Raw genomic sequence first — 22075 nt, forward strand, 5'->3', positions numbered from 1 at the left:
CTGTCGCCCCCGGCGTCCCCGAATCCCCCACAGAACCAGAATGCGGTCGGTCCAAGTCCTCGCCCGTTGCGTCATCGGCCGGCGGCCGCCCCGCCGAGTCCGTCACATTTCCCGAATTCGTCAGGTTGCCCGAATTCGTCACGTTCCCCGAGTTCACAGGATTCACCGAGCCCGTCGTGCCCGGCGGACGGTGCGGCGGCGTCGAACCCGCCGGTCCGGGGGCGCGTCGCGCTTCCGTGCTCATGCACCCCCCGTTTCCTCGTACCGGGCCACCGTTTGTTCGTACGCGGGCTGGTGTAGTCCTGCCCTTGCTCGTATACGGACCGGCGTCCACCCCGCTCTCACCCGGCACGACACAAAATCGAAGTCGTCCCGAGCACGCATACCCGCAGCGGCGGACCGCCATCCCGGGCGCGGTCGAACGACCGGCGGCTTTTCCTCCGTGCGTGCGCGTCACTCTACGGGTTGACCCCGCGCGAACGGGAACCAGTCCACACCCCCGGGGCATCTGCCCGGAACGTCCCCCTACCCTGCGGTAATCCTGTCTGGCAGGCTGCGTTCATGACTGCGCGCGCCGCCGACCGGGCCCGTTACGACCGGGCCACCGCCCACCTCGACGCCCCCATCGCGATCGTCGACCTGGACGCCTTCGATGCCAACGCGGACGACCTCGTCCGCCGGGCCGGCGGCAAGCCGGTCCGCGTCGCCAGCAAGTCCGTCCGCTGTCGAGCGCTCCTCGAACGCGTCCTGGCCAGGGACGGCTTCGCGGGCCTGATGTCCTTCACCCTCCCCGAGTCGCTCTGGCTCGCCCGCTCCGGGTTCGAGGACGTCCTCCTCGCCTACCCCTCCACCGACCACGCCGCCTTCGGCGAACTGGCCAACGACCCCAAGCTCGCCTCCGCCGTCACCGTGATGATCGACGACCCGGCCCAGCCCAAACTCATCGACGACTCCCGCGACGGCGGCACCGAAGTCATCCGCGTCTGCCTGGAGTTGGACACCTCGCTGAAGATGCTCGGCGGCCGCGTCCGCGTCGGCGCGCTCCGCTCCCCGCTGCGCACCCCCGCCCAACTAGCCGACATCGCACGGACGGTGTCCCGTCGCCCCGGCTTCAAGGTCGTCGGGATCATGGCCTACGAAGGGCACATCGCCGGCGTCGGTGACTCCGTCGCCGGGCGGCCGTTCCGCTCCCGCGCGATCCGGCTGATGCAGGCCACCGCCAAGCGCGAACTCGCCGAGCGGCGCGCGGAAGTGGTGCGTGCGGTCAGGGCAGTTGTGCCCGATCTGGAGTTCGTCAACGGCGGCGGCACCGGCAGTGTGCAGCACACCGCCGCCGAGGACGCGGTGACCGAGATCGCGGCCGGTTCCGGGCTGTATGTGCCGCGCCTCTTCGACAACTACACGTCGTTCACCGGCCGTCCGGCCGCGCTCTTCGCCCAGCCCGTCGTACGACGCCCGGGCGTCGGCGTTGTCACCGTCCTCGGCGGCGGCTACCCCGCCTCCGGCGCCACCGGCCCCGACCGGCTCCCGGTGCCGTATCTCCCGGAGGGCCTGCGTTACGACCCCCAGGAAGGGCCCGGCGAGGTACAGACGCCGCTGCTCGGCTCCCCCGCCGACGACCTCCTCATCGGCGACAAGGTGTGGTTCCGCCACGCCAAGGCCGGTGAACTGTGCGAGCGCTTCGACGTGTTGCACCTGATCGAGGGCGACGCGGTGACCTCGACCGTCCCGACCTATCGCGGCGAGGGCATGACGTTCCTCTGACGAATGACAGATGACGGATGACGGATGGCAGAAACGCGCGACGGCCCGGAGGCGATTCCGGGCCGTCGCTGTGTGTGCTGACCGTTCTCACATCGGCGTGACGTACGCCCCCGAAATCCCGCCGTCCACAAGGAAGTCCGCGGCGTTGACGAACGACGAGTCGTCACTCGCCAGGAAGGCCACGGCCGCGGCGATCTCGGTCGCCTCCGCGAAACGGCCGACCGGGATGTGCACCAGGCGGCGCGCGGCGCGCTCGGGGTCCTTCGCGAACAGCTCTTGCAGGAGCGGGGTGTTGACCGGCCCCGGGCACAACGCGTTGACGCGGATGCCCTCGCGGGCGAACTGCACGCCCAGTTCACGGGACATGGCGAGGACACCGCCCTTGGAGGCCGTGTACGAGATCTGCGACGTGGCCGCGCCCATCCGCGCCACGAAGGACGCCGTGTTGATGATGGAGCCCTTGCCCTGGCGGCGCATGTACGGGATGGCGGCCTTGCAACACAGGTACACCGACGTGAGGTTGACGTCCTGGACGCGCTTCCAGGCCTCCAGCCCGGTGTCCAGGATGGAGTCGTCGTCCGGCGGCGAGATGCCCGCGTTGTTGAAGGCGATGTCGACGCTGCCGTAGGTGTCGAAGGCCGCCTTGAACAGCGCCTCGACCTGTTCGGGGTCGGTGACGTCGACCTTCACGAACAGCCCGCCGACCTCCTCGGCCGCCGCCTTGCCGTGGGTCTCGTCGATGTCGCCGCAGACGACGTTGGCGCCCTCGGAGGCGAGCCGGCGCGCGGTGGCGAGACCGATGCCGCTGCCGGCTCCGGTGATGACGGCGGTACGGCCGACGAGTCGCCGGCAAACAATCTCTGAGGTCACTGTGCGGAGCCCTCCGTGCTGGTGGAGACGTTGGTGGGGGAGACGTCGCTGATGAAGACGTTCTTGGTTTCGGTGAAGGCGGTGAGCGCGTCCGGGCCCAGTTCGCGGCCGATCCCCGACTGCTTGAAGCCGCCGAAGGGGGTCCAATAGCGGACGCTGGAATGGGAGTTGACGGACAGGTTGCCGGCCCGGACGGCGCCCGAGACGCGCAGCGCGCGGCCGACGTCCCGGGTCCAGATGGAGCCCGAGAGGCCGTAGTCGGTGGCGTTGGCCAGGGCGATCGCCTCCGCCTCGTCCTCGAAGGGGAGCACCACGGCGACGGGGCCGAAGACCTCCTCGACCGCCACGCGCGCGTGCGGGTCGACGCCGGTCACCACCGTCGGCGGGAACCAGAAGCCGGGGCCCTCGGGGGCCTTGCCGCGAATGCCGCCGAGGTCGTCCGTCACGTACGAACGGACGCGCTCCAGCTGGACCTTGGAGATCAGCGGACCCATATCCGTCTTCTCGTCGGCCGGGTCACCGACCGTCACCCCCTCGATCGCCGGAGCCAGCAGCTCCAAGAACCGGTCGTAGACGCCGCGTTGGACCAGGATGCGGGTGCGGGCGCAGCAGTCCTGGCCGGAGTTGTCGAGGAAGGACATGGGCGCGGCGGCGGCCGCGGCCTCGATGTCCGCGTCGGCGAAGACCATGTTGGGGCTCTTGCCGCCGAGTTCGAGGGTGACGCGCTTGAGGTGCTCCGAACTCTTCGCCAACACCTGTTTGCCTACGGCCGTTGACCCCGTGAACACGATCTTCGCGACGCCCGGGTGCTCGACGAGTGCGGTGCCCGCGACCGGGCCGTGGCCGGGGAGGACCTGGAAGAGGTACTCGGGAAGGCCTGCCTCCAGGGCGAGTTCGGCCAGTCGGAGCGCGGTCAGCGGGGTCGTCTCGGCCGGCTTGAGGATGACCGCGTTGCCGGCCGCGAGCGCCGGGGCGGTGCCCCACGCGGCGATCGGCATCGGGAAGTTCCAGGGCGCGATCACGCCCACCACGCCCAGCGGTTCGAGGACCGTGATGTCGAGGCCGCCCGCGACCGGGATCTGCCGGCCGGTCAGGCGCTCCACTCCCCCGGCCGCGTAGTCGAGCAGATCGCGGACGTTGCCGGCTTCCCAGCGGGCGTTGCCGACCGTGTGTCCGGCCTCGCGCACCTCCAACCGGGCGAGTTCTTCGAGGTGTTCGTCGACGGCGGCGGCGAAGCGGCGCAGCAGCCGGGCCCGGTCGGCGGGCGGGAGCGCGGCCCACTTCGTCTGGGCCCGCGCGGCGCGTACGACGGCGGCGTCCACGTCGGCCGCGGTGGCGGCGGGGACGGTGGCGACGATCTCCTCGGTGGCCGGGTTGAGCACCTGGAGTTCAAGCTCGTAGGACAACGAAGGACCTCTCACAGACGTTCGAATCACAGACGTTCGAAGGAGCGACGCAGCTCCCAGTCGGTGACGGCGGCGTCGAAGGCTTCCAGTTCGACGCGTGCCATGTTGCGGTAGTGCGCGACGACCTCGTCGCCGAAGGCAGCCTTGGCGATCGGGCTGTTCTCCCACAGCTCGGCGGCCTCGCGGAGATTGGTGGGGACGTGCGCGTAGTCGCCGCTGTAGGCGTTGCCCGAGCAGGCCTCCGGCAGCTCCAGCTTGTGCTCGATGCCGTAGAGCCCGGCCGCGACGAGGCCCGCCACCGCCAGATGGGGATTCACGTCCCCGCCGGGCAGCCGGTTCTCGAAGCGCATGGAGCGGCCGTGGCCGACGATCCGGAGCGCGCAGGTGCGGTTGTCGTATCCCCAGGCGACGGCGGTCGGCGCGAACGATCCCGGCTGGAACCGCTTGTACGAGTTGATGTTCGGGGCGTAGAGCAGCGAGAAGTCGCGGAGCGCCGCGAGTTGCCCGGCGAGGAAGTACCGCATGACCTCCGACATGCCCCCGGGGTCGTCCGAGGATCCCGCCATGGCGTTGCCGCCGTCCGCGTCGGCGAGCGAGAGGTGGATGTGGCAGGAGTTGCCCTCGCGCTCGTTGTACTTCGCCATGAAGGTCAGCGAGACGCCTTCCTGGGAGGCGATCTCCTTGGCGCCGGTCTTGTAGACGGCGTGCTGGTCGCAGGTGACGAGGGCGTCGTCGTAGCGGAAGACGATCTCGTGCTGCCCCGGGTTGCACTCGCCCTTGGCGGACTCGACGGTCAGGCCGGCGACGGTCATGTCGTTGCGGATCCGGCGCAGCAGCGGCTCGATGCGTCCGGTCCCCAGCACCGAATAGTCGATGTTGTACTGGTTGGCCGGGGTGAGCCCCTTGTAGCCCGCGTCCCAGGCCTGTTCGTACGTGTCCTTGAACACGATGAACTCCAGCTCCGTACCGACCTGCGCGGTGAAACCGTGCTCGGCGAGGCGCTCCAGCTGGCGGCGCAGGATCTGGCGGGGTGCGGCGACCACCGGCGATCCGTCGTTCCAGGCGAGGTCGGCGATGAGCATGGCGGTGCCCGCGTTCCAGGGCACGAGGCGGAGGGTGGACAGGTCCGGGTGCATGGCGAAGTCGCCGTAACCGCGCTCCCAGGAGGACATGGTGTAGCCGTCGACCGTGTTCATCTCGGTGTCGACGGCGAGGAGGTAGTTGCAGCCCTCGGTGCCGTGCCGGAGGACGTCGTCCAGGAAGAACTGGGCGGCGAACCGCTTGCCCTGGAGCCGCCCTTGCATGTCGGGGAAGGCCAGGACGACAGTGTCGATCTCACCACCGGCGACGAGGCGTTGAAGTTCCTCGACGCTCAGTGGGGGTGTGCGGTCTGCCACGGGAAAGCCTCCTTCGGCTTCTACGGTCAGCCGGAAGCCATAAGGTATTGCGGAGAACCATTGCTTGGGAAGGGGGTGCCGCCATATGTCGCTGGATGCGGAGAACGGGCTTGAGGACCGGTTGACCCCGGTACTGCGGCCGGTGCGGGCGGGCAACGGATTCGAAGAGGCGCTGGAGCAGATACTTCAGGTCGTGCGGCTGGGTCTGGTGCCGGGGGGCGAACGCTTGCCGGCCGAGCGGGAACTGGCCGAGCGGCTCGGGATCAGTCGGGTGACGCTGCGCGAGGTTCTGAAGGTACTTCAGGACCAGGGCCTCGTGGAGTCGCGGCGCGGACGCTACGGCGGGACGTTTGTCCTGCCGAAGTCGGACGCGGGCGGCGAGGACGAGTTGCGGCGCCGGATCAGCGCGGTCGACATCGAGGACGTGCTGCGGTTCCGGGAGGTGCTGGAGGTCGGCGCGACGGGCCTGTGCGCGACGCACGGCCTGACGTCCGAGCAGGCGGGACGGCTACGGGACGCCCTCGCCCGCACGCACGACGCCCCGCTCGCCGACTACCGCCGGCTGGACACCCTGCTCCATCTGACCCTGGCCGAGCTGTGCGGTTCACCGACCCTGACCGCGCAGTACGCGGCGGTACGGGCCACGGTGAACGACCTCCTCGACTGCATCCCCCTCCTCGTCCGCAACCTGGAGCACTCGCAACGCCAGCACATCGCGCTGGTCGAGGCGGTCCTGGACGGCGACGCGGACGGGGCGCGGGAAATGATGCGGGAGCACTGCGCGGGGACGGCGGCACTGCTGCGCGGGTTCCTGGCGTGACCGCCCGACCAGCGGGGTAGTTCAATGGCCCCAATGGTTCCCTTGGAGTCCATTCACGTCGCACAACGCGCGGAGGAACGCATGACGGGCAGGCCGCTGATCGGCATCAGTACGTACCTGGAGGCCGGCGCCCGCTGGGGCACCTGGCAGCTGGAGGCGGCCCTCCTCCCGGCCGGCTACCCGCGCCTCGTCCAACGCGCGGGCGGCCTGGCCGCGATGCTGCCCCCCGACGCCCCCGAACACGCCGCGGCCACCGTGGCCCGCCTCGACGCCCTGGTGATCGCCGGCGGCCCGGACGTGGAACCGATACGCTACGGCGCCGACCGCGACCCCCGCACCGGCCCGCCGGCCCCCGCCCGCGACGCCTGGGAACTGGCCCTGATCGAGGCCGCGTTGACGGCGGGCATCCCCCTCCTGGGCATCTGCCGGGGAATGCAACTGCTGAACGTCGCCGTGGGCGGCACCCTCGTCCAGCACATGGACGGCCACGCGGAGACACCGGGCGTCTTCGGCAGCCACCCGGTCAAGCCGGTCCCGGGAACCCTGTACGCGTCGGCGGTACCGGAGGAGACCTCGGTCCCCACGTTCCACCACCAGGCCGTGGACCGCCTGGGCGCGGGCCTGACGGTGTCGGCCTGGGCCGGGGACGGCACCCCGGAGGCCGTCGAACTCCCCTCCGCCGACTGGGTGTTGGGGGTCCAGTGGCATCCCGAGATGGGCGAGGACCTGCGGGTGATGCGGGCGTTGGTGGAGGCGGCTGCGAAGGCCCGCTAGCCCTGCGAAAGCCCGCTACCCCCGCGTCAGCGAGAGCAGTTCCCGTGCCGGTCCCGTCGGCCGGTGGCCCGTGGGCCAGACCGCTCTCAAGTCCCGGGCGAGAGTGACCCCTTCGACCGGGATGCGCACCAGCCTCCGCGTCGACAGCTCCTCCCCCACGGCGAGTTCGCTCAACACCGCGGGCCCCGCTCCGCTCACCGCCGACGCCTTGACGGCCGTGGTGGACGACAACTCGATGAGCGGGCGGGCCAGTCCGCCCAGCGCCACGTCCAGGACCTGCCTCGTGCCCGAGCCCTTCTCCCGCAGGATCAAGGGCGTCGACGCCAACTCCTGTGCCGGGACCGGGCGTCGGCGGCGGGCCCACGGGTGGGTCGGGGCGGTCACGACGATCAGGTGGTCGTGGGCGATCACCGTGGAATCCAGTCCCGCGGGCACGGACAGGCCCTCCACGAAACCCAGGTCGGCCTCGTCGGCGAGGAGCCGTTCCGCGACCGTGGTCGAGTTGCCGGCGAGCAACGAGACCGCCGTGTCGGGCCGTTGGGAGCGCAGGGCGAGGAGCCAGCCGGGGAGGAGGTACTCGGCGATGGTCATGCTGGCGGCGACGCGGAGCCGGGAGTCGCGCCGGTGCCGTAGCGCTTGGGCGCCCGCGTCGAAGGCGGCCGCCGCCTCGACGACCCGGCGGGCCCAGTCCGTGACCAGGGCCCCGGCGTCGGTCAGGGTCGATCCGCGCGGTGAGCGGTCCACCAGGGCGACGCCGAGCTGCCGTTCCATCGAGCGGATACGGCTGCTGGCCGCGGGCTGGGTGATGCCCAGTTCGCGGGCCGCCCCGCCGAGACTCCCGAGCCGCGCCACCGCCAGCAACAGTTCCAGCGCGCCCAGATCCGGCACCCGGTGCGCGATCGACCCCTCCCGCTGCTCACCCATCTCACCGTTGCTCATAAATCCAGTTTATGTCCCCATAGACAGATACTCCCTGGTCGCCCGTCTCGGTCGGCGAGACGGTGGAGGCATGGTCACCGCCGTTCGTCATCTCGGACCCAACTGGTACGCCTCCGTCATGGGCACCGCCATCGTCGCCACGGCCGGTGCCGGGCTCCCGCTCCACCTCCCGGGACTGCGCACGGCCTGCGCCGCCGTCTGGGCCCTCTCCCTCGCGATGCTCCTGGCCCTGCTCGCCGCCCGCACCCTGCACTGGACCCACCACCGCGACCAGGCCCGCGCCCATCTCCTCGACCCGGGAATGGCCCCCTTCTACGGCTGCCTCGCGATGGCCCTGCTGGCGGTGGGCGGCGGCGGACTGGTCGTCGGGCGGGACTGGATCGGGCTGGGGGCGGCGGTCGCGCTCGACACCGTGCTGTTCGGCGCCGGTACGGCCGTCGGGCTCACGGCGGCCGTGGCCGTCCCGTACCTGATGGCCGTACGGCACAAGGTGCACCCTTCCCAGGCGACCCCCGTGTGGCTGCTGCCCGTGGTCGCGCCGATGGTGTCCGCCGCGCTCGGCCCGCTCCTCGTGCCCCACCTGCCGCCCGGACAGCCCCGGGAGACGCTCCTCCTCGCGTGCTTCGCGATGTTCGGACTGAGCCTGCTGGCAACCCTGTTGATGCTGCCGCTGGTCTTCGCCCGCCTCGTCACCGGCGGGCCACTGCCCTTCGCACTCACCCCGACGCTGTTCCTGGTACTGGGTCCACTGGGCCAGTCCACCACCGCCGTAGGCAAGTTCGCGGACTTCGCCCCCGGCGTCGTACCGGTCGCGTACGCCCAGGGCTTCACCCTCCTCGCCGTCCTCTACGGCGTCCCCGTCATGGGATTCGCCCTGCTCTGGCTCGGCCTCGCCACCGCGCACGTCGTCCGCGCCCGGCGCCGGGGCATGCGCTTCGCGATGACCTGGTGGGCGTTCACCTTCCCGGTCGGTACCTGCGTCACCGGCGCCGAGTCCCTGGCCCGCCACACCGGCCTCGCCGTCTACGACGGGCTCGCGATCGTCCTCTACGGCGTCCTGGTCGCCGCCTGGGCCACCGCCGCCGTACACACGGCCCGCGGCCTGCTCAGCGGTGCGCTGCTCGCAGGGCCGCGCCCAGCACCCGTGGCGCTTCGCCCAGTGACGGCCCGTACCACGTGAGGTGCCTGCCGCTGACGAGCGCGCAGGGCAGACCCGCGAACGCCTCCGGGCCGTCGTCGGCCGTGAAGCGGTACGGCTCGTCCGGGAGGACCACCAAGTCCGGTGCCGCAGCCCGCAGTTCGTCGACCGTGGCGCGCGGGTAGCGATCGGCGTGCGTCGCGTACGCGTGGTCGACTCCCAGACGGGACAGCACATCGCCCGCGAAGGTGTCCCGGCCCAGCACCATCCAGGGACGGCGCCAGATGGGGACGACGGCGGTCGATCGGCGTACGGGAGCCGGGAGTTCGGCCCATGCCCGCTCCGCCTCGTCCAGCCAGCGCGGACAGGAGGGCGCTCCGCACGCGTCGAGGACCCGGGCCAGTTCGCGGAAGGCCTGCGGGACGTCACGCACCTCGGTGACCAGGACCTCAACTCCTGCCTCGCGCAAGGCCGTCAGGTCCGGTGCGCGGTTCTCCTCCTCGTTGGCGATCACCAAGTCGGGGGCGAGGGCGAGGATCTGGTCGGGCTTCGGGTTCTTGGTGCCGCCGACGCGCGGCACGTCGAGATCCTGCGGATGGCTGCACCAGTCCGTCGCACCGACCAGAACTCCCGGCGCCGATACGGCAATTGCCTCCGTGAGCGAGGGCACCAGGGAGACCACGCGCATCAGCGCTGGCGGTCCTGGACCGCCTCGATGTGCTCGGCCACCGCGACCACGACCACCCGGGTGTCCGGCACGGTCGCGCGCCAGCGGTGCCGCACCCCGCCGGTCAGGTACATCGTGTCGCCGCGCACCAACCGGTACGCACGCCCCTCCGCCTCGATCTCGACGGCGCCGTCCGCGACGTACATCAACTCGTCGTTGCGGTGCTGGAATTCGCGCCCCGCGTCATGGTCGCCGGTGAACTCCGAGGCGTGCAGCTGGTGGTGACCCCGGACCAGGGAACGCATCCGGGGTGCGGCCGACTCGGCCTCCTCCGCGCGCACGACGTCGACGCTGCACGCGGGGTCGGCGGCGGCGAGGAGTTCGACGGCCGTGGTGCGCAGGGCGTCGGCCACCTTCTCCAGGGAGCTTCTGCTCGGGCGGGCCCGGTCGTTCTCGACCTGGCTCAGGAAGGGCACCGACAGGCCGCTGCGTTCGGCCACGACGGCGAGGGTCAGAGAGAGTGCGCGGCGCCGCCGCCGTACGGCCGCACCCACCCGAAGGGGCTGTTCTTTGTGGTCGCCCATCGCTCCGGCTCCCTCCTTCGCTCGTCGGTCCGTGGTTGCCTCTGAAGCCGCTTCCGAAGCTGCCTCTGATGAGTTCTCTGCACCCTACGCATGTTCGGCAAACCGTTTCATGCGCCTGTCACATCCACGTCACACAGCGTGCGATCGGACGTCACAGTTCTGGCCACCGCGCGGGGGCCCGGCGGCCCTCGATCGGCGCGAGAGTTCGTCTCTACTCTTCAATGCATACGCACCCGCCTGTGTTCCCGCTCACATCACAGGCCTGATTGCGGGGTTTCGTAGCGCTATGTGGTTGGCCGGATCCTTTTCGTACCGGCCGGGGCGCAGACAGAGGCGGGCCCCGCCGCACGAAGGGGGGAACGTGCGGCGGAGCCCGCCTCCGGGACGGCGGCTGCGGGACCGTCAGGTCACCCGGCCGCCTGGCTCTTCCGGCTCTTCTAGTTCTTCGTGACCGGGGCCAACTGGTCGACGAGGCCCGGGTGTTGCTTCAGCCAGGTGCGGACGGCGTCCTGCTCCTCGCCCTTGCCGGACTTCTGGATCTGCGCCTCCAGACCGGTGAGCTGGGCCTCGGTCATCCTGAAGTCCTTCAGCCACTTCCCGACGTCGGGGTTGTCGGCGGCGAAGCCCTTGCGCGCCACGGTGTGCACGCCGTCGCCCTTGCCCCAGGCGTTCTTCGGGTCCTTGAGCTTCTTCAGCTTGTAGTCGCTGTACGCCCAGTGCGGCGACCAGAGCGTGACGACGATCGGCTGCTTCTTGGCGTACGCCCGCTTCAGTTCGGCCAGCATCGCCGGGGTGGAGCCGTCGACGACGTCGTAGGAGCCCTGGAGGCCGTACTCCTTGAGGACCTTGGTCTTGAGCATGCCCATCATTCCGGCGCTCGGTTCGATGCCGGTGATCTTGCCGCCGAACTCGGAGGCGTGCGTCTTGAGGTCCGCCAGGGTGTTGACGTCCTTCACGTACGACGGAACGGTCAGCTCCAGGGACGTGGAGCCGTACCAGCTGCCGAGGTCGTCGAGCTGCTTGCCGTACTTCTTCCAGTACTCGGCGTGCGTGGTGGGCAGCCACGAGTCGGTCTGGAAGTCGACCTGGCCGGTGGCGAGACCGGTGTACAGCGGGCCGGCGGCGTACTGGGTGGTCGTCACCTTGTAGCCGCGTTCCTCCAGGATCTCCTTCCAGAGGAAGGTGGAGGCGATGCCCTCGTCCCACGGGATGTAGCCGATGGTGATGTTCTTGCCCTTGCCGACGTCCGTGGCGGAGGTCGCCTTCGTGTCGGAGGAGGAGCCGAAGACGCCGATGCCGCTTGCCACGAGGGCGAGGACGACCACGCCGATCACGGCGAACGCCGGGCGGGGGCGGTAGTTCCAGGGCTTGGCGGTGCCTGCGGCGCGGGCCTTGGCGGCGGCCCTGCGGCCGAGCGGGGAGATCTGGGTGCCGAGCGCGCTGGTCATGCGGTCGAGGTAGATGGCGAGGACGACGATGCCGACGCCCGCCTCGAAGCCGAAGCCGATGTCGAGCTGGCCGATGGCCTCGTTGACGGCGCCGCCGAGGCCGCCGGTGCCGACCATGCCGGCGATGACGACCATCGACAGGCCCAGCATGATGACCTGGTTGACGCCCGCCATGATCGTCGGGAGCGCCAGCGGCAGCTGGACGCGCAGCAGGGTGTCCCGTGGTGAGGTGCCGAACGCCTCGGCGGCTTCCACGAGTTCGGCGTCGACCTGGCGGATGCCCAGCTCGGTCATGCGGACGCCGGGGGCGAGCGCGAAGATCAGGGTGGCGATCACGCCGGCCGAGGTGCCGAGGCCGAAGAAGAGGATCGCGGGGATCAGCAGCACCATCGACGGCATCGTCTGGAGCAGGTCGAGGGCGGGGCGTACGACCGCGCTGACCGTCCTGGAGCGGGCCGCCCAGATGCCCAGCGGGATCGAGATCACCAGGGCGATGACGGTCGCGACGAGCACCAGGGCGAGCGTCGACATGGCCCGGTCCCACAGGTCCAGCGAGTCGATGAGCAGGAACCCGGCGAAGGCCAGGACGCCCGCGACCAGCCCGCGCAGCCACCAGGCGATCACGGCCAGGATGCCCGCGAGGAGCAGGGGTTCGGGGGCGGTGAGGACCGCGTTGATGCCGTCGTACATGCCCTCGACGACGGTCTTGATCGCGTCGAAGAGCCAGGACATGTGGGCGAGGAGCCAGTCGACACCGGAGTCGACCCAGTCGCCGAGCGGGAGCCTAGGCATGGGCGGTCACCTTCTCGCCGCCGTCGCGCGGACTGACACAGGGGGTGGGTTCGTGCTGCTCGTCGCCGAGGAAGGCGACCAGGCGCTGCCTGGGTACGACGCCGACCAGTTCGTGGTCCTTGTCGAGCACCGCGACGGCGTGCGTGAGGCGGGCGCTGATCGCGCACAGGTCGTTGAACGGCGTGTCCGGCGTCGCGGTCTCACAGGCGCAGTCGGCCTCGTCGCCGCGCAGGTCGGTGTCCATGACGGAGCTCGCGGTGAGGACCCGGGAGCGGTCGACGTCCTGGATGAAGGAGGAGACGTAGTCGTCGGCGGGGCGGACGAGGATGTCCTCGGCGGTGCCGGTCTGGACGATGCGGCCGTCGCGCATGACGGCGATGCGGTCGCCCAGGCGCATGGCCTCGTTGAGGTCGTGGGTGATGAAGACGATCGTCTTCTTCAACGACTTCTGCAACTCAAGGAGTTGGTCCTGCATGTCCCGGCGGATCAGCGGGTCGAGCGCGCTGAACGACTCGTCCATGAGGAGCAGGTCGGCGTCGGTGGCGAGGGCGCGGGCCAGGCCGACGCGCTGCTGCATACCGCCGGACAGCTCGTCGGGCCAGGAGTCCTCCCAGCCGGCCAGGCCGCACAGGGCGAGCGCCTCGCCGGCGCGGGCTTCGCGCTCGGCGCGGGGCACGCCCTGCACGGCCAGGCCGTAGGCGGCGTTCTCGCGGACGCTGCGGTGCGGGAAGAGCGCGAAGTGCTGGAAGACCATGCTGATCTTGCGGGCGCGGACCTCACGGAGTTCGCGGTCGCCGAGCGCGGTCAGGTCCTGGCCGTCGAAGAGGACGCGGCCCGCGGTGGGCTCCAGGAGTCCGTTGAGCATCCGCAGGAGGGTGGACTTGCCGGAGCCGGACAGGCCCATGACGACGAAGATCTGGCCCGGTGCGACGGAGAAGGAGGCGTCGATCACGGCGGCGGTGGTGCCTTCGGCGCGCAGTTCCTCCCGGTCGGCTCCTTCGCGGAGCCGTTCGACTGCCTGGTCGGGTCGTCTGCCGAACACCTTGTGCAGATGCTCGGCTTCTAGCCTGGCTGACACGCGTACCTCTCGGTCGGGGGCAGGACGGGAGGCGACGTCGAGGGACCTGAAGGCCCCTCGACGGTTGAATGTGCAACCGGCATCGCTCCGAGGCCGCGCCTTCCCAGGCTTCCCGGGCGCAAACACAGGAGTGGTCCAGCTCACCGACCAAGGGTGCTCACCCGTCCGGAGCCGGCGGCGTTGGTCCCTCCGGGTGACAGGGAGGGGTGGTCGTCGCGCCGTCGTGCGGCATGATGCGAGGCGTGACCGGACGACTGATGCTTCTCGACACCGCCTCGCTCTACTTCCGCGCCTACTTCGGCGTCCCGGAGTCCGTGAAGGCGCCGGACGGGACGCCGGTGAACGCTGTACGCGGGCTGCTCGAGTTCATCGACCGGCTGGTCAAGGACCACCGTCCGGACCAGCTGGTGGCGTGCATGGACGCGGACTGGCGGCCGCAGTGGCGGGTCGACCTGATCCCCACCTACAAGGCGCACCGCGTCGCCGAGGTCCGCGAGAGCGGCCCGGACGCGGAGGAGGTGCCGGACACGCTCTCCCCGCAGGTGCCGATCATCGAGGCGGTTCTCGACGCGGTCGGCATCGCGCGCGTGGGCGTCGAGCCGTACGAGGCCGACGACGTGATCGGCACGTTCACGGCGCACGCGAAGGGCCCGGTCGACATCGTCACCGGCGACCGCGACCTCTACCAGCTCGTCGACGACGCCCGCGGAGTCCGCGTGCTGTATCCGATCAAGGGCGTCGGAATGCTCCAGCTCACCGACGAGGCGTGGCTGCGCGAGAAGTACGGCGTCGACGGGCGCGGTTACGTGGATCTGGCGCTGCTGCGCGGCGACCCCAGCGACGGTCTGCCGGGCGTCCCCGGGATCGGCGAGAAGACGGCGGCGAAGCTGCTCGCCGAGTTCGGTGACGTGCCCGCGATCATGGCCGCGATCGACGACCCCAAGTCCAAACTGACCCCCTCGCAGCGCAAGCGCCTCGACGAGGCACGGCCGTACGTCGCGGTCGCGCCCAAGGTCGTACGGGTCGCGGACGACGTACCGCTGCCCGATGTCGACCCGACGCTGCCGCACGCCCCACGCGACCCGGAGCTGGTGGGCGCGCTGGCGGAGCGCTGGGGGCTGGGCGGATCATTGCAACGACTGCTCACCACGCTGGGCGCGTAAGCATTGTTATTGCTCTCGCCTTCTTGCCTATCACAAAGAATCTAGTGCTAACTTAGGTAAGCCTAAGCATGGGAATCTGGGAGGCCGTCATGGCAGAACGTCCGGCACGGAAGCCGCGTAAGCCCCACTCCGCGCAGGTCGTCCGCACCGAGCGCCTGACTCCCCATATGCAGCGCGTGGTGCTCGGTGGCGAGGGTCTGGCCGAGTTCTCGGCGGACACCTGCACCGACCACTACGTGAAACTGCTGTTCCCGGCCGGGGGTGCGACCTACCCCGAGCCCTTCGACGTGGAGCGCATCCGCGCCGAGTTCCCGCGTGAGCAGTGGCCGGTGACCCGCACCTACACCGTGCGTGCCTGGGACCCCGAGCACCGCGAGATGACCCTGGACTTCGTGATCCACGGCGACGAGGGCCTCGCCGGCCCGTGGGCGTCCCGCGTCCAGCCGGGCGAGACCGTCCACTTCATGGGCCCCGGCGGCGCCTACGCCCCCGACGCGGACGCCGACTGGCATCTGCTCGCCGGGGACGAGAGCGCGCTGCCCGCGATCGCCCGCGCCCTGGAGTCGCTGCCCGAGGGCGCCACGGCACACGCCTTCGTGGAGATCTCCGGGCCCGAGGAGGAGCAGAAGATCGACTCCGACATCGAGGTCGTCTGGCTGCACCGCGGTGACCGTCCGGTCGGCGAGGCGCTCGCCGAGGCCGTACGGGCGCTGGAGTTCCCGGAGGGCCGGATGCACGCGTTCGTGCACGGCGAGGCGGCCTTCGTGAAGGACCTGCGCGCCCTGCTGCGCGTCGAGTTGGCGATCCCGCGCGAGGATCTTTCGATCTCCGGGTACTGGCGGCTGGGCCACAACGAGGACGGGTGGCAGGCGTCGAAGCGGGAGTGGAACGCGAAGATCGAGGCGGAGCAGGAGGGCGTTGCCGCGTAGGTGCGCCACGGGAGGGTGCCGCTTTGGGTTGTTTGGCGTCTGCGGCGGCGTCGTGGCTGGTCGCGCCCGCGCGGCGGAGCCGCAAATCGACACAGCCCCGCGCCCCTTTCGGGGCGCTGACCCGGGGCGGCACCTTTGGAGTGCCGCCCCTCTGGTTTACACCGACCGCTGATACGACCTGAACGTGCGGATCGATAGCCATACCGCCGCTACCGCTAGTGCCAGCAGCGCGCCGCCCCTGCTGAGTACGTCGCCCCAGTCGGGGTGTTCGCTCATCGCCGAACGGCCCGCCACCATCGCCCAGTTGAGTGGGTTGAAGTCGGCGATGTGTCGCATCCACGAGGGCATCTGGGACGGTGCCATGAAGGCGCTGGACAGGAATGTCAGCGGCAGCAGCAGGAAGGTGTTGATGCCGATGATCGACTCCCGTTGCTGCACCAGCATGCCGAGCGCGTTGGACAGTGCGCCGAAGATGGTCCCCAGGAGCACAGAGGCCACGATCAGGATCGCTATGCCGCCGATGCCGCCCGGGTAGTCGGCGCCGCCGAGCAGTCCGAGCAGCACGATGATCGCGGACTGGAGCGCGGTGACGAGGCCGTTGTTGACGACGTTGCCGTTCATCAGCGCGGCCCGGCTGACCGGGGTGGTCAGGAAGCGGTTGAGGGTTCCGCGCTGGATCTCCTCCAACGTGCCCATGCCCGCCCACATGTTGGAGCTGAGGGCACTCATCACGACCACGCCCGGGACGAGGTAGTCCAGGTACGAGGTGGTGCCGAAGCCGCCGAGTTCGACGACCTTCTTGAAGAGGTTGCCGAACAGGAACAGCCAGATCACCGGCTGGATGAGAGTGATGATCGCGAAGGCCGGCTGCCGTGCGAACACCATGAGTTGACGCTGCGTCATGTACCAGGTCTGGGAGACGGCGGTGCTCATCGCGCACCTCCGGCGACCGCGAGCTGCCCGGTGCTGTTCGCGTCGGCCTCGGCGTAACGGCGGCCCGCGTAGCGGAGATAGACGTCGTCCAGCGAGGGACGGGCGACGGTCGCGCTGGCGACCCCGACGCCGGCCCGCTCGAACGCCGCCAGCAGGACGGGCATCGCGGCCGCTCCGTCGTCGGCGCGGGCACTGACCCGGCGCCCGTCGACCAGCACCTCGCGCACGCCCGGCAGTCCGACGAGGGTGTCCCGCAGCAGCGTACGACCGGCGTCGCCGACCGCTTCCCGCAGCTCCAAGTGGACGGCGTCGCCGCGGAGTTCACCCTTGAGGGAGTCGGGGGTGCCTTCCACGACGACCCGGCCGCGGTCGACGATCGCGATGCGTTCGGCGAGCCGGTCGGCCTCTTCGAGGTAGTGCGTGGTGAGCAGGATGGTCAGCCCCTCCTCGCCCGCGAGACGGCCGATCTCGTCCCACATCGCGGTGCGGGCCTCCGGGTCGAGGCCGGTGGTGGGCTCGTCGAGGAAGAGCACCTCGGGCCGGTGCACCAGGCCGAGCGCCACGTCCAGACGGCGGCGCATACCGCCGGAGTAGCCCTTCACCGGGCGCTTGGCGGCGTCGGCGAGGGTGAAGCGGTCGAGGAGCTCGTCCACCCGCTTCGCGAGGGCGGTGCCCCTCAAGCCGTAGAGCCTGCCCTGGAGTTGGAGGTTCTCGCGGCCGGTCGCCGTCGGGTCCGCGCCCGAGTTCTGGGCGACCACGCCGATCGCGCGGCGGACCCGGTCGGGGTGGCGCAGCACGTCGTGGCCGGCGACCGCGGCCGCGCCGGAGTCGGGCCTGGCGAGGGTGGTGAGGATCTTGACGGTGGTGGACTTGCCCGCGCCGTTCGGCCCGAGGAGGCCGAAGACGGTGCCGGGTTCGACGGTGATGTCCATGCCGTTGAGGGCGGTGACATCGCCGGAATAGGTCTTGATCAGTTGACGCGCCTCGACCGCGGGCGCACGGGTACTGCCCATGACAGCTCTCCAAGGAATGAGCGGATGTGCGATGTGAAAGGTCTCGACTGATCCGCGTGAAGAGCGCCCGGCTATCCTGGGTGTGCCGCACCTCGATCGCCTGGCTTCGCCGCACGGCGGGTCAGTTCGGGGTTCGTGACCCCGGCGGGGCTGCTCCAACAGCCCGGTCGGGGTTCTTCGTGTCTAGGTGAACTCCGGTGGCAGCTCCCCCGTTTCGTGGAATTGGCGCCATCCGTCGACGCCGAGCATCGAGCCCTTCCTGATCTCCTCCAGGAAACCGCGCACCCACTCGGCCTGCGCCTCGATCATGTGCAGTTGGTACTCGACCTCGATCAGGAACAGCCGGGGCACCGACTCGTACAGCTTCTCCAGGGCCCCGCGCTCACTCGCCGCCCGCACGTCCAGGTTCTTCACCCGCTCCTCCAGAAGCGTCATCACCTCGTCGGGGTGCAGGGCGCCCAGCAGCGAGAGGGCCGTCTCGAAGATCGGGTACTCCTTGACCGGGCGGGCCAGCAGCTCGGACAGCCACTCGGTCGTCTCCTCGCGGCCGGCCTCGGTCACTCCGTAGACCGTGCGCTCGGGGCGGTTGCCCTTGCGCTCCGTGTCGGCGACCTCGACGAAGCCGTGCTTCTCCAGGTTCTGCACGACCGTGTAGAGCGAGCCGTAGTTGATCTTCGTGCTGGTGTCCTTGCCCTGGCGGCGAAGGGTCTGGGCGATCTCGTACGGATGCATGGGCCCCTGCCAGAGGGTCACCAGCACGGCGAGCGCGAGCGGATTGCTGAGCTTGCGACGCTTCGCAGCCATCGGGATCACCGCCTCCATCCGTACCTCGTGCCCGAATATCCGCGAACGAACATATCGCGAGTTGAACGAGAGCGTCAATACACACGATGTATCGCGATCCCGCCGCCACGGCAAGAGCGTGAGGACTTAGGCCCCCCGCAGATACGACGGCGTGACGCGGCGGAAACAGGCCATCCCTAATTTCTGTCACCCGACAGGAATTCAGCTGTCGCCGTCAGGATTCCGCTCTCCTGCGCCGAAGGCAGGTGCCGCCGTGACCACAACCGCCCCCTCCGACATACGCCCCGATCCGCCGCACTCCCCCAGCTCCGACGACGGCTCCCTCGCGGAGTTCGGCTACCCCCAGGAGCTGCACCGCAGCCTGGGCCGGTACGCGTCGTTCGCGGCCGGGTTCTCCTTCATCTCCGTACTGACGACCGTCTTCCAGTTCTTCGCCTTCGGGTACGCGTTCGGCGGCCCGGTCTTCTTCTGGGCCTGGCCGATCGTGCTGGCCGGCCAGCTGCTGGTGGCGGCCTGCTTCGCGGAACTGGCCGCGCGCTATCCGATCTCGGGCGCGATCTACCAGTGGTCGTCTCGCCTCTCCAACGCGACCTTCGGCTGGTTCGCGGGCTGGATCATGGTGATCGGCCAGATAGTGGTGGTGGCGGCAGCCGCCCTGGCCCTCCAGATGGTGCTGCCGGCGATCTGGTCGGGCTTCCAGCTGGTGGGCACGGACCCGGCTCCCACCTCCCCCGACGGCGCGGCCAACGCGGCGGTCCTGGGCGTGATCCTGCTGGTCCTGACGACGCTGGTGAACATCCTCGACAACCGCGTGATGTCGGTGATCAACCGGGTCGGGGTGACGGCGGAGATCATCGGCGCGGTCCTGATCGTCGTCCTCCTCCTGACCCACTCGAAGCGCACCCCGACCATCACCTTCCACACGACCGGCAGTCTGGAGGGCGGGCTGCTCGGCGCCCTGCTGGTCGGCTCGTTCACGGCGGCGTACGTGATGATCGGCTTCGACAGCGCGGGCGAGATGAGCGAGGAGACCCACAACCCGCGCCGCACCGCGCCCCGCACGATCCTCACCGCGCTCACCGCCGCGGGCCTGCTCGGCGGCCTGATCATCCTCGGCGGCCTGCTCGCGGCCCCCAGCCTGACCGACGGCCACCTGGGCGTCGACGGCCTGAGCTACGTCCTGACGAGCAGCCTCGGCGACGGCGTCGGCAAGGCCCTGCTGGCGGACGTGGTGGTGGCGATCGCGGTGGCGACCCTGGCCATCCAGACGGCGGCCTGCCGCATGCTCTTCTCCATGGCCCGCGACAGCCAACTCCCGTTCTCCGCCCGCCTGTCCAAGGTCAACACCCGCACCGGCATGCCCAGCGCCCCGGCCATCGTCGTGGGCGTCCTCGCGGCCGCCCTGCTCCTCCTCAACTTCGCCTCCCCGGACGCCTTCCTCGCCATCGGCACCACCTGCATCGTGATGCTGTACCTGGCGTACGCGATGGTGACGGGCCCGCTGCTGCTGCGCCGCGTGCGGGGCGAGTTCGAGGTCGAGGGCACGGACGAGACGGGCGCGCGCCTGTTCTCCCTGGGCCGGTGGGGGGTGCCGGTCAACGCGCTGGCGCTGCTCTACGGCCTGGTCATGACGGTCAACCTGGCGTGGCCGCGGGCTGCCGTGTACGACCCGGCGGGCGGGCACTGGTACTTCCAGTGGTTCACGGTGTTGTTCCTGGCCGTGACGGTTGCGTTCGGAGCCTTGTACCGGCTCATGCGCGCGCGGCCCGTGCGCTCCGCGACCGAACCTGCTCGATCTCTTGCGGATTCTACTCAACTGCCGCCTGAATAAGCCTTGTTGTGGTCGGTTGGCGGCGCATGGACGGCGCAACGGACGGAGCGTGAAGCCGCGCATCCGGCAAGCGGAGAACCGTTCCATGCGCCGGGGTAGCACCATGCGCCGGGGTAGAACGCCCTTTTGGGGAGACGCGGGCCGTCGCATGGTCCGGAGCAAGGGTCTTTCAGGGCGAATTGACGACATGACTCGATGTCGCACCCGGACCCGTTGGAGGTGGTGCCCGGATGCCCACGACGGCCGGCAGCTCAACACCTCGCTACGGCGCCTTCCTTGAGCTCCGACCGGCCTCGAACAGTTGACTGGACCCGCGGGCACATCGGAAGGTGGAGACGCCCCGCGACCGCACCGTCCGGCGGTCGCCGCCAGAGCCATGGCTGACGGCACCACCCGGCACTCGGTCGATGAGGCCCGCTCGACCGGTTCAGCCCGCACGCCTTGTTCGTGTACGAATCAGCCACGCCGCAGTCACAGCGCAGGGAGTACAGCGCGCAGTTCGTGGACTTGGTCGACTCCGTCACCCGGAGGGCACCGCCAAGGGCTCCGCCCCCACCCAGCCGCCAGGGGCCGTAGCTCTGGCCGTCGGCTGCGTGCGGCGGCCCGAGGGCACCCTCCGCGAGTCTCCGATTCCGTGCTCAGCCCAAGCCGAAAGGCCTGACAACCACTGCTGATGCCAGGTCTTGCGTCCCGACAGGAGATCAGCACGATGAGCACATCCGCGCTCCGAGCGCATTACACATGGCCGGGGAACCCGCACGTCGACCTGCTGAATCGCAGCGGCGACGACTGGACGTACGACATGGGGCTCCTGCCCGTCGCGGCCGACCCGGAGGAGTGGGCGGCCATCGGACTCGCCGACTGCACCGCGTGGTGCTACCCCGCCGCGGACAAGGATGAGCTGTTCCTGGCGTACCACCTCTACGCGTGGATGTTCGCCCTCGACCTGCTGTTCCCTCGGACGTTCAAAGCCGAGCGCGACCTCCAGGGAGCGCGGGCCCTGGTCGACCGGCTGTCTCTGTTCATGCCGTTGCACGGCGCCTCCCCTGCGATGCCTAAGCACCCCATAGAGAGGTCCCTTGCCGATTTATGGATACGGATGACGCCGACCAGGTCGACGGAGTGGAAACGCAACATGCGGAACGCCGTGCTGGAATATGCCGACGGCCAGTGCTGGGAGCTGGAATGCATGCGCTCCGGGCGTATCCCTGATCCGGCCGAGTACCTTGTCCGCCGCCGCGGCTCGTTCGGCGGCCAGGTCGGGATCTGCCTCGCCGAGCACGTGGCCGCCGCGGAAGTGCCGGCCCGAGTGCGCCGCTCCCGTCCCTTCCGTGCGCTGACGGACGCCTGGATAGACCTTCAGACTCTCTACAACGACGTCCGCTCCTACCGTCGAGAGGTCGAGAAGGAGGACGAGATATGCAACTTCGTCCTCGTGTTCGGGAGGTTCCTGGACATCTCCATCGACGAGGCCGCGGCCGTGACAACCCGGCTGCGTACGGCCAGGCGGTCGGAGTACGAACACCTTGAGAAGACTCAACTCCCGGACCTCTGCGAACAGTTGCAGCTGAACGGCAACGACCGTGAGCAGTTGTCGGCCGTCGTCGAAGTGATGGGTTACCACCTCGCCGCCGTCGACGCCTGGACGACCACCGCCCCGCGGTATCAGGCGCCCGCCCCGGGAGACGTGCCCTCCACGGTTCTCGGATCCTGAGGAACCGAACC

19 protein-coding genes are annotated in these 22075 nt (G+C 70.0%); 8 read left to right on the top strand and 11 right to left on the bottom strand.

Features of this window, described 5'->3' with window-relative positions:
• Positions 1-561: 561 nt before the first annotated feature.
• Positions 562-1764 carry an amino acid deaminase/aldolase gene (locus ACNFOC_RS10165; RefSeq protein WP_416958757.1) on the top strand — a complete coding sequence of 401 codons (1203 nt, stop codon included), beginning with the start codon at positions 562-564 and terminating at the stop codon, positions 1762-1764.
• An 87-nt stretch (positions 1765-1851) separates the two neighbouring features.
• On the opposite strand, the gene ACNFOC_RS10170 is transcribed toward ACNFOC_RS10165, so the two are convergent.
• From ACNFOC_RS10170 to ACNFOC_RS10180, 3 genes are read right to left on the bottom strand one after another with little or no spacing between them, the layout of a single operon-like run.
• The gene (locus ACNFOC_RS10170; protein WP_416958758.1) at positions 1852-2634 is read right to left on the bottom strand and encodes a 3-oxoacyl-ACP reductase; all 783 of its coding nucleotides are present in this window, start codon (positions 2632-2634) and stop codon (positions 1852-1854) included.
• Entirely contained in the window at positions 2631-4040 is a 1410-nt protein-coding gene (locus tag ACNFOC_RS10175; protein ID WP_416958759.1) for an aldehyde dehydrogenase family protein, read from the bottom strand. The genes ACNFOC_RS10170 and ACNFOC_RS10175 overlap by 4 nt, the downstream gene beginning before the upstream one ends.
• A gap of 26 nt (positions 4041-4066) precedes the next feature.
• On the bottom strand, positions 4067-5437 hold the full coding sequence (locus ACNFOC_RS10180) for a glutamine synthetase family protein (RefSeq protein ID WP_416958760.1): 1371 nt from the start codon (positions 5435-5437) through the stop codon (positions 4067-4069).
• A gap of 85 nt (positions 5438-5522) precedes the next feature.
• Here ACNFOC_RS10180 and ACNFOC_RS10185 point away from each other — a divergent pair, with 85 nt between their 5' ends.
• Together ACNFOC_RS10185 and ACNFOC_RS10190 are read left to right on the top strand one after the other, a co-directional pair.
• Entirely contained in the window at positions 5523-6257 is a 735-nt protein-coding gene (locus ACNFOC_RS10185) for a FadR/GntR family transcriptional regulator (RefSeq protein ID WP_384159568.1), read from the top strand.
• Positions 6258-6338: 81 nt separating this feature from the next.
• Positions 6339-7031, top strand: coding sequence for a gamma-glutamyl-gamma-aminobutyrate hydrolase family protein (locus ACNFOC_RS10190; protein WP_416958761.1), 693 nt, complete (start codon positions 6339-6341; stop codon positions 7029-7031).
• A gap of 15 nt (positions 7032-7046) precedes the next feature.
• Here the strand turns inward: ACNFOC_RS10190 and ACNFOC_RS10195 are convergent, their stop codons facing one another.
• Complete coding sequence (locus ACNFOC_RS10195; RefSeq protein ID WP_416958762.1) at positions 7047-7970, bottom strand: LysR family transcriptional regulator; 924 nt, start codon at positions 7968-7970, stop codon at positions 7047-7049.
• A 70-nt stretch (positions 7971-8040) separates the two neighbouring features.
• Between ACNFOC_RS10195 and ACNFOC_RS10200 the strand changes: the two genes are divergently transcribed.
• Positions 8041-9150 (top strand): TDT family transporter, encoded by a 1110-nt coding sequence (locus ACNFOC_RS10200; RefSeq protein WP_416958763.1) that lies wholly within the window; start codon positions 8041-8043, stop codon positions 9148-9150.
• Here ACNFOC_RS10200 and ACNFOC_RS10205 read toward each other — a convergent pair.
• The 4 genes from ACNFOC_RS10205 to ACNFOC_RS10220 all read right to left on the bottom strand — a co-directional run bounded on the left by ACNFOC_RS10205 (position 9077) and on the right by ACNFOC_RS10220 (position 13677).
• Positions 9077-9796: a helical backbone metal receptor gene (locus ACNFOC_RS10205; protein WP_416958764.1), complete on the bottom strand. Its 720-nt coding sequence runs from the start codon at positions 9794-9796 to the stop codon at positions 9077-9079. The two genes, ACNFOC_RS10200 and ACNFOC_RS10205, sit on opposite strands and share 74 nt — an antisense overlap.
• The gene (locus ACNFOC_RS10210) at positions 9796-10359 is read right to left on the bottom strand and encodes a helix-turn-helix domain-containing protein (RefSeq protein ID WP_416958765.1); all 564 of its coding nucleotides are present in this window, start codon (positions 10357-10359) and stop codon (positions 9796-9798) included. Before ACNFOC_RS10210 ends, ACNFOC_RS10205 begins: the two co-directional genes overlap by 1 nt.
• A gap of 437 nt (positions 10360-10796) precedes the next feature.
• The gene (locus ACNFOC_RS10215) at positions 10797-12599 is read right to left on the bottom strand and encodes an ABC transporter permease/substrate binding protein (protein ID WP_416958766.1); all 1803 of its coding nucleotides are present in this window, start codon (positions 12597-12599) and stop codon (positions 10797-10799) included.
• The gene (locus tag ACNFOC_RS10220) at positions 12592-13677 is read right to left on the bottom strand and encodes a quaternary amine ABC transporter ATP-binding protein (protein WP_416958767.1); all 1086 of its coding nucleotides are present in this window, start codon (positions 13675-13677) and stop codon (positions 12592-12594) included. Before ACNFOC_RS10220 ends, ACNFOC_RS10215 begins: the two co-directional genes overlap by 8 nt.
• A gap of 233 nt (positions 13678-13910) precedes the next feature.
• Between ACNFOC_RS10220 and ACNFOC_RS10225 the strand changes: the two genes are divergently transcribed.
• On the top strand, positions 13911-14840 hold the full coding sequence (locus ACNFOC_RS10225; RefSeq protein WP_416958788.1) for a 5'-3' exonuclease: 930 nt from the start codon (positions 13911-13913) through the stop codon (positions 14838-14840).
• Positions 14841-14929: 89 nt separating this feature from the next.
• The gene (locus ACNFOC_RS10230; RefSeq protein ID WP_416958768.1) at positions 14930-15769 is read left to right on the top strand and encodes a siderophore-interacting protein; all 840 of its coding nucleotides are present in this window, start codon (positions 14930-14932) and stop codon (positions 15767-15769) included.
• A gap of 156 nt (positions 15770-15925) precedes the next feature.
• Here ACNFOC_RS10230 and ACNFOC_RS10235 read toward each other — a convergent pair whose 3' ends face one another.
• From ACNFOC_RS10235 to ACNFOC_RS10245, 3 genes are all read right to left on the bottom strand, one after another.
• Positions 15926-16702, bottom strand: a complete 777-nt coding sequence (locus ACNFOC_RS10235) for an ABC transporter permease (protein WP_398852976.1) — start codon at positions 16700-16702, stop codon at positions 15926-15928.
• Positions 16699-17715, bottom strand: coding sequence for an efflux ABC transporter ATPase subunit, DrrA-related (locus tag ACNFOC_RS10240; protein ID WP_416958769.1), 1017 nt, complete (start codon positions 17713-17715; stop codon positions 16699-16701). Before ACNFOC_RS10240 ends, ACNFOC_RS10235 begins: the two co-directional genes overlap by 4 nt.
• Positions 17716-17898: 183 nt before the next feature.
• A complete protein-coding gene (locus tag ACNFOC_RS10245) occupies positions 17899-18519 on the bottom strand; it encodes a PadR family transcriptional regulator (RefSeq protein ID WP_416958770.1) in 621 nt (206 codons plus the stop codon).
• Positions 18520-18772: 253 nt separating this feature from the next.
• On the opposite strand from ACNFOC_RS10245, the gene ACNFOC_RS10250 reads away from it, so the two are divergent.
• Together ACNFOC_RS10250 and ACNFOC_RS10255 are read left to right on the top strand one after the other, a co-directional pair.
• The gene (locus ACNFOC_RS10250; RefSeq protein WP_416958771.1) at positions 18773-20350 is read left to right on the top strand and encodes an amino acid permease; all 1578 of its coding nucleotides are present in this window, start codon (positions 18773-18775) and stop codon (positions 20348-20350) included.
• A 709-nt stretch (positions 20351-21059) separates the two neighbouring features.
• Positions 21060-22064, top strand: coding sequence for a terpene synthase family protein (locus ACNFOC_RS10255; protein ID WP_416958772.1), 1005 nt, complete (start codon positions 21060-21062; stop codon positions 22062-22064).
• Positions 22065-22075: the final 11 nt, after the last annotated feature.

Source organism: Streptomyces colwelliae (assembly GCF_048158785.1).
GTDB lineage: Bacteria > Actinomycetota > Actinomycetes > Streptomycetales > Streptomycetaceae > Streptomyces.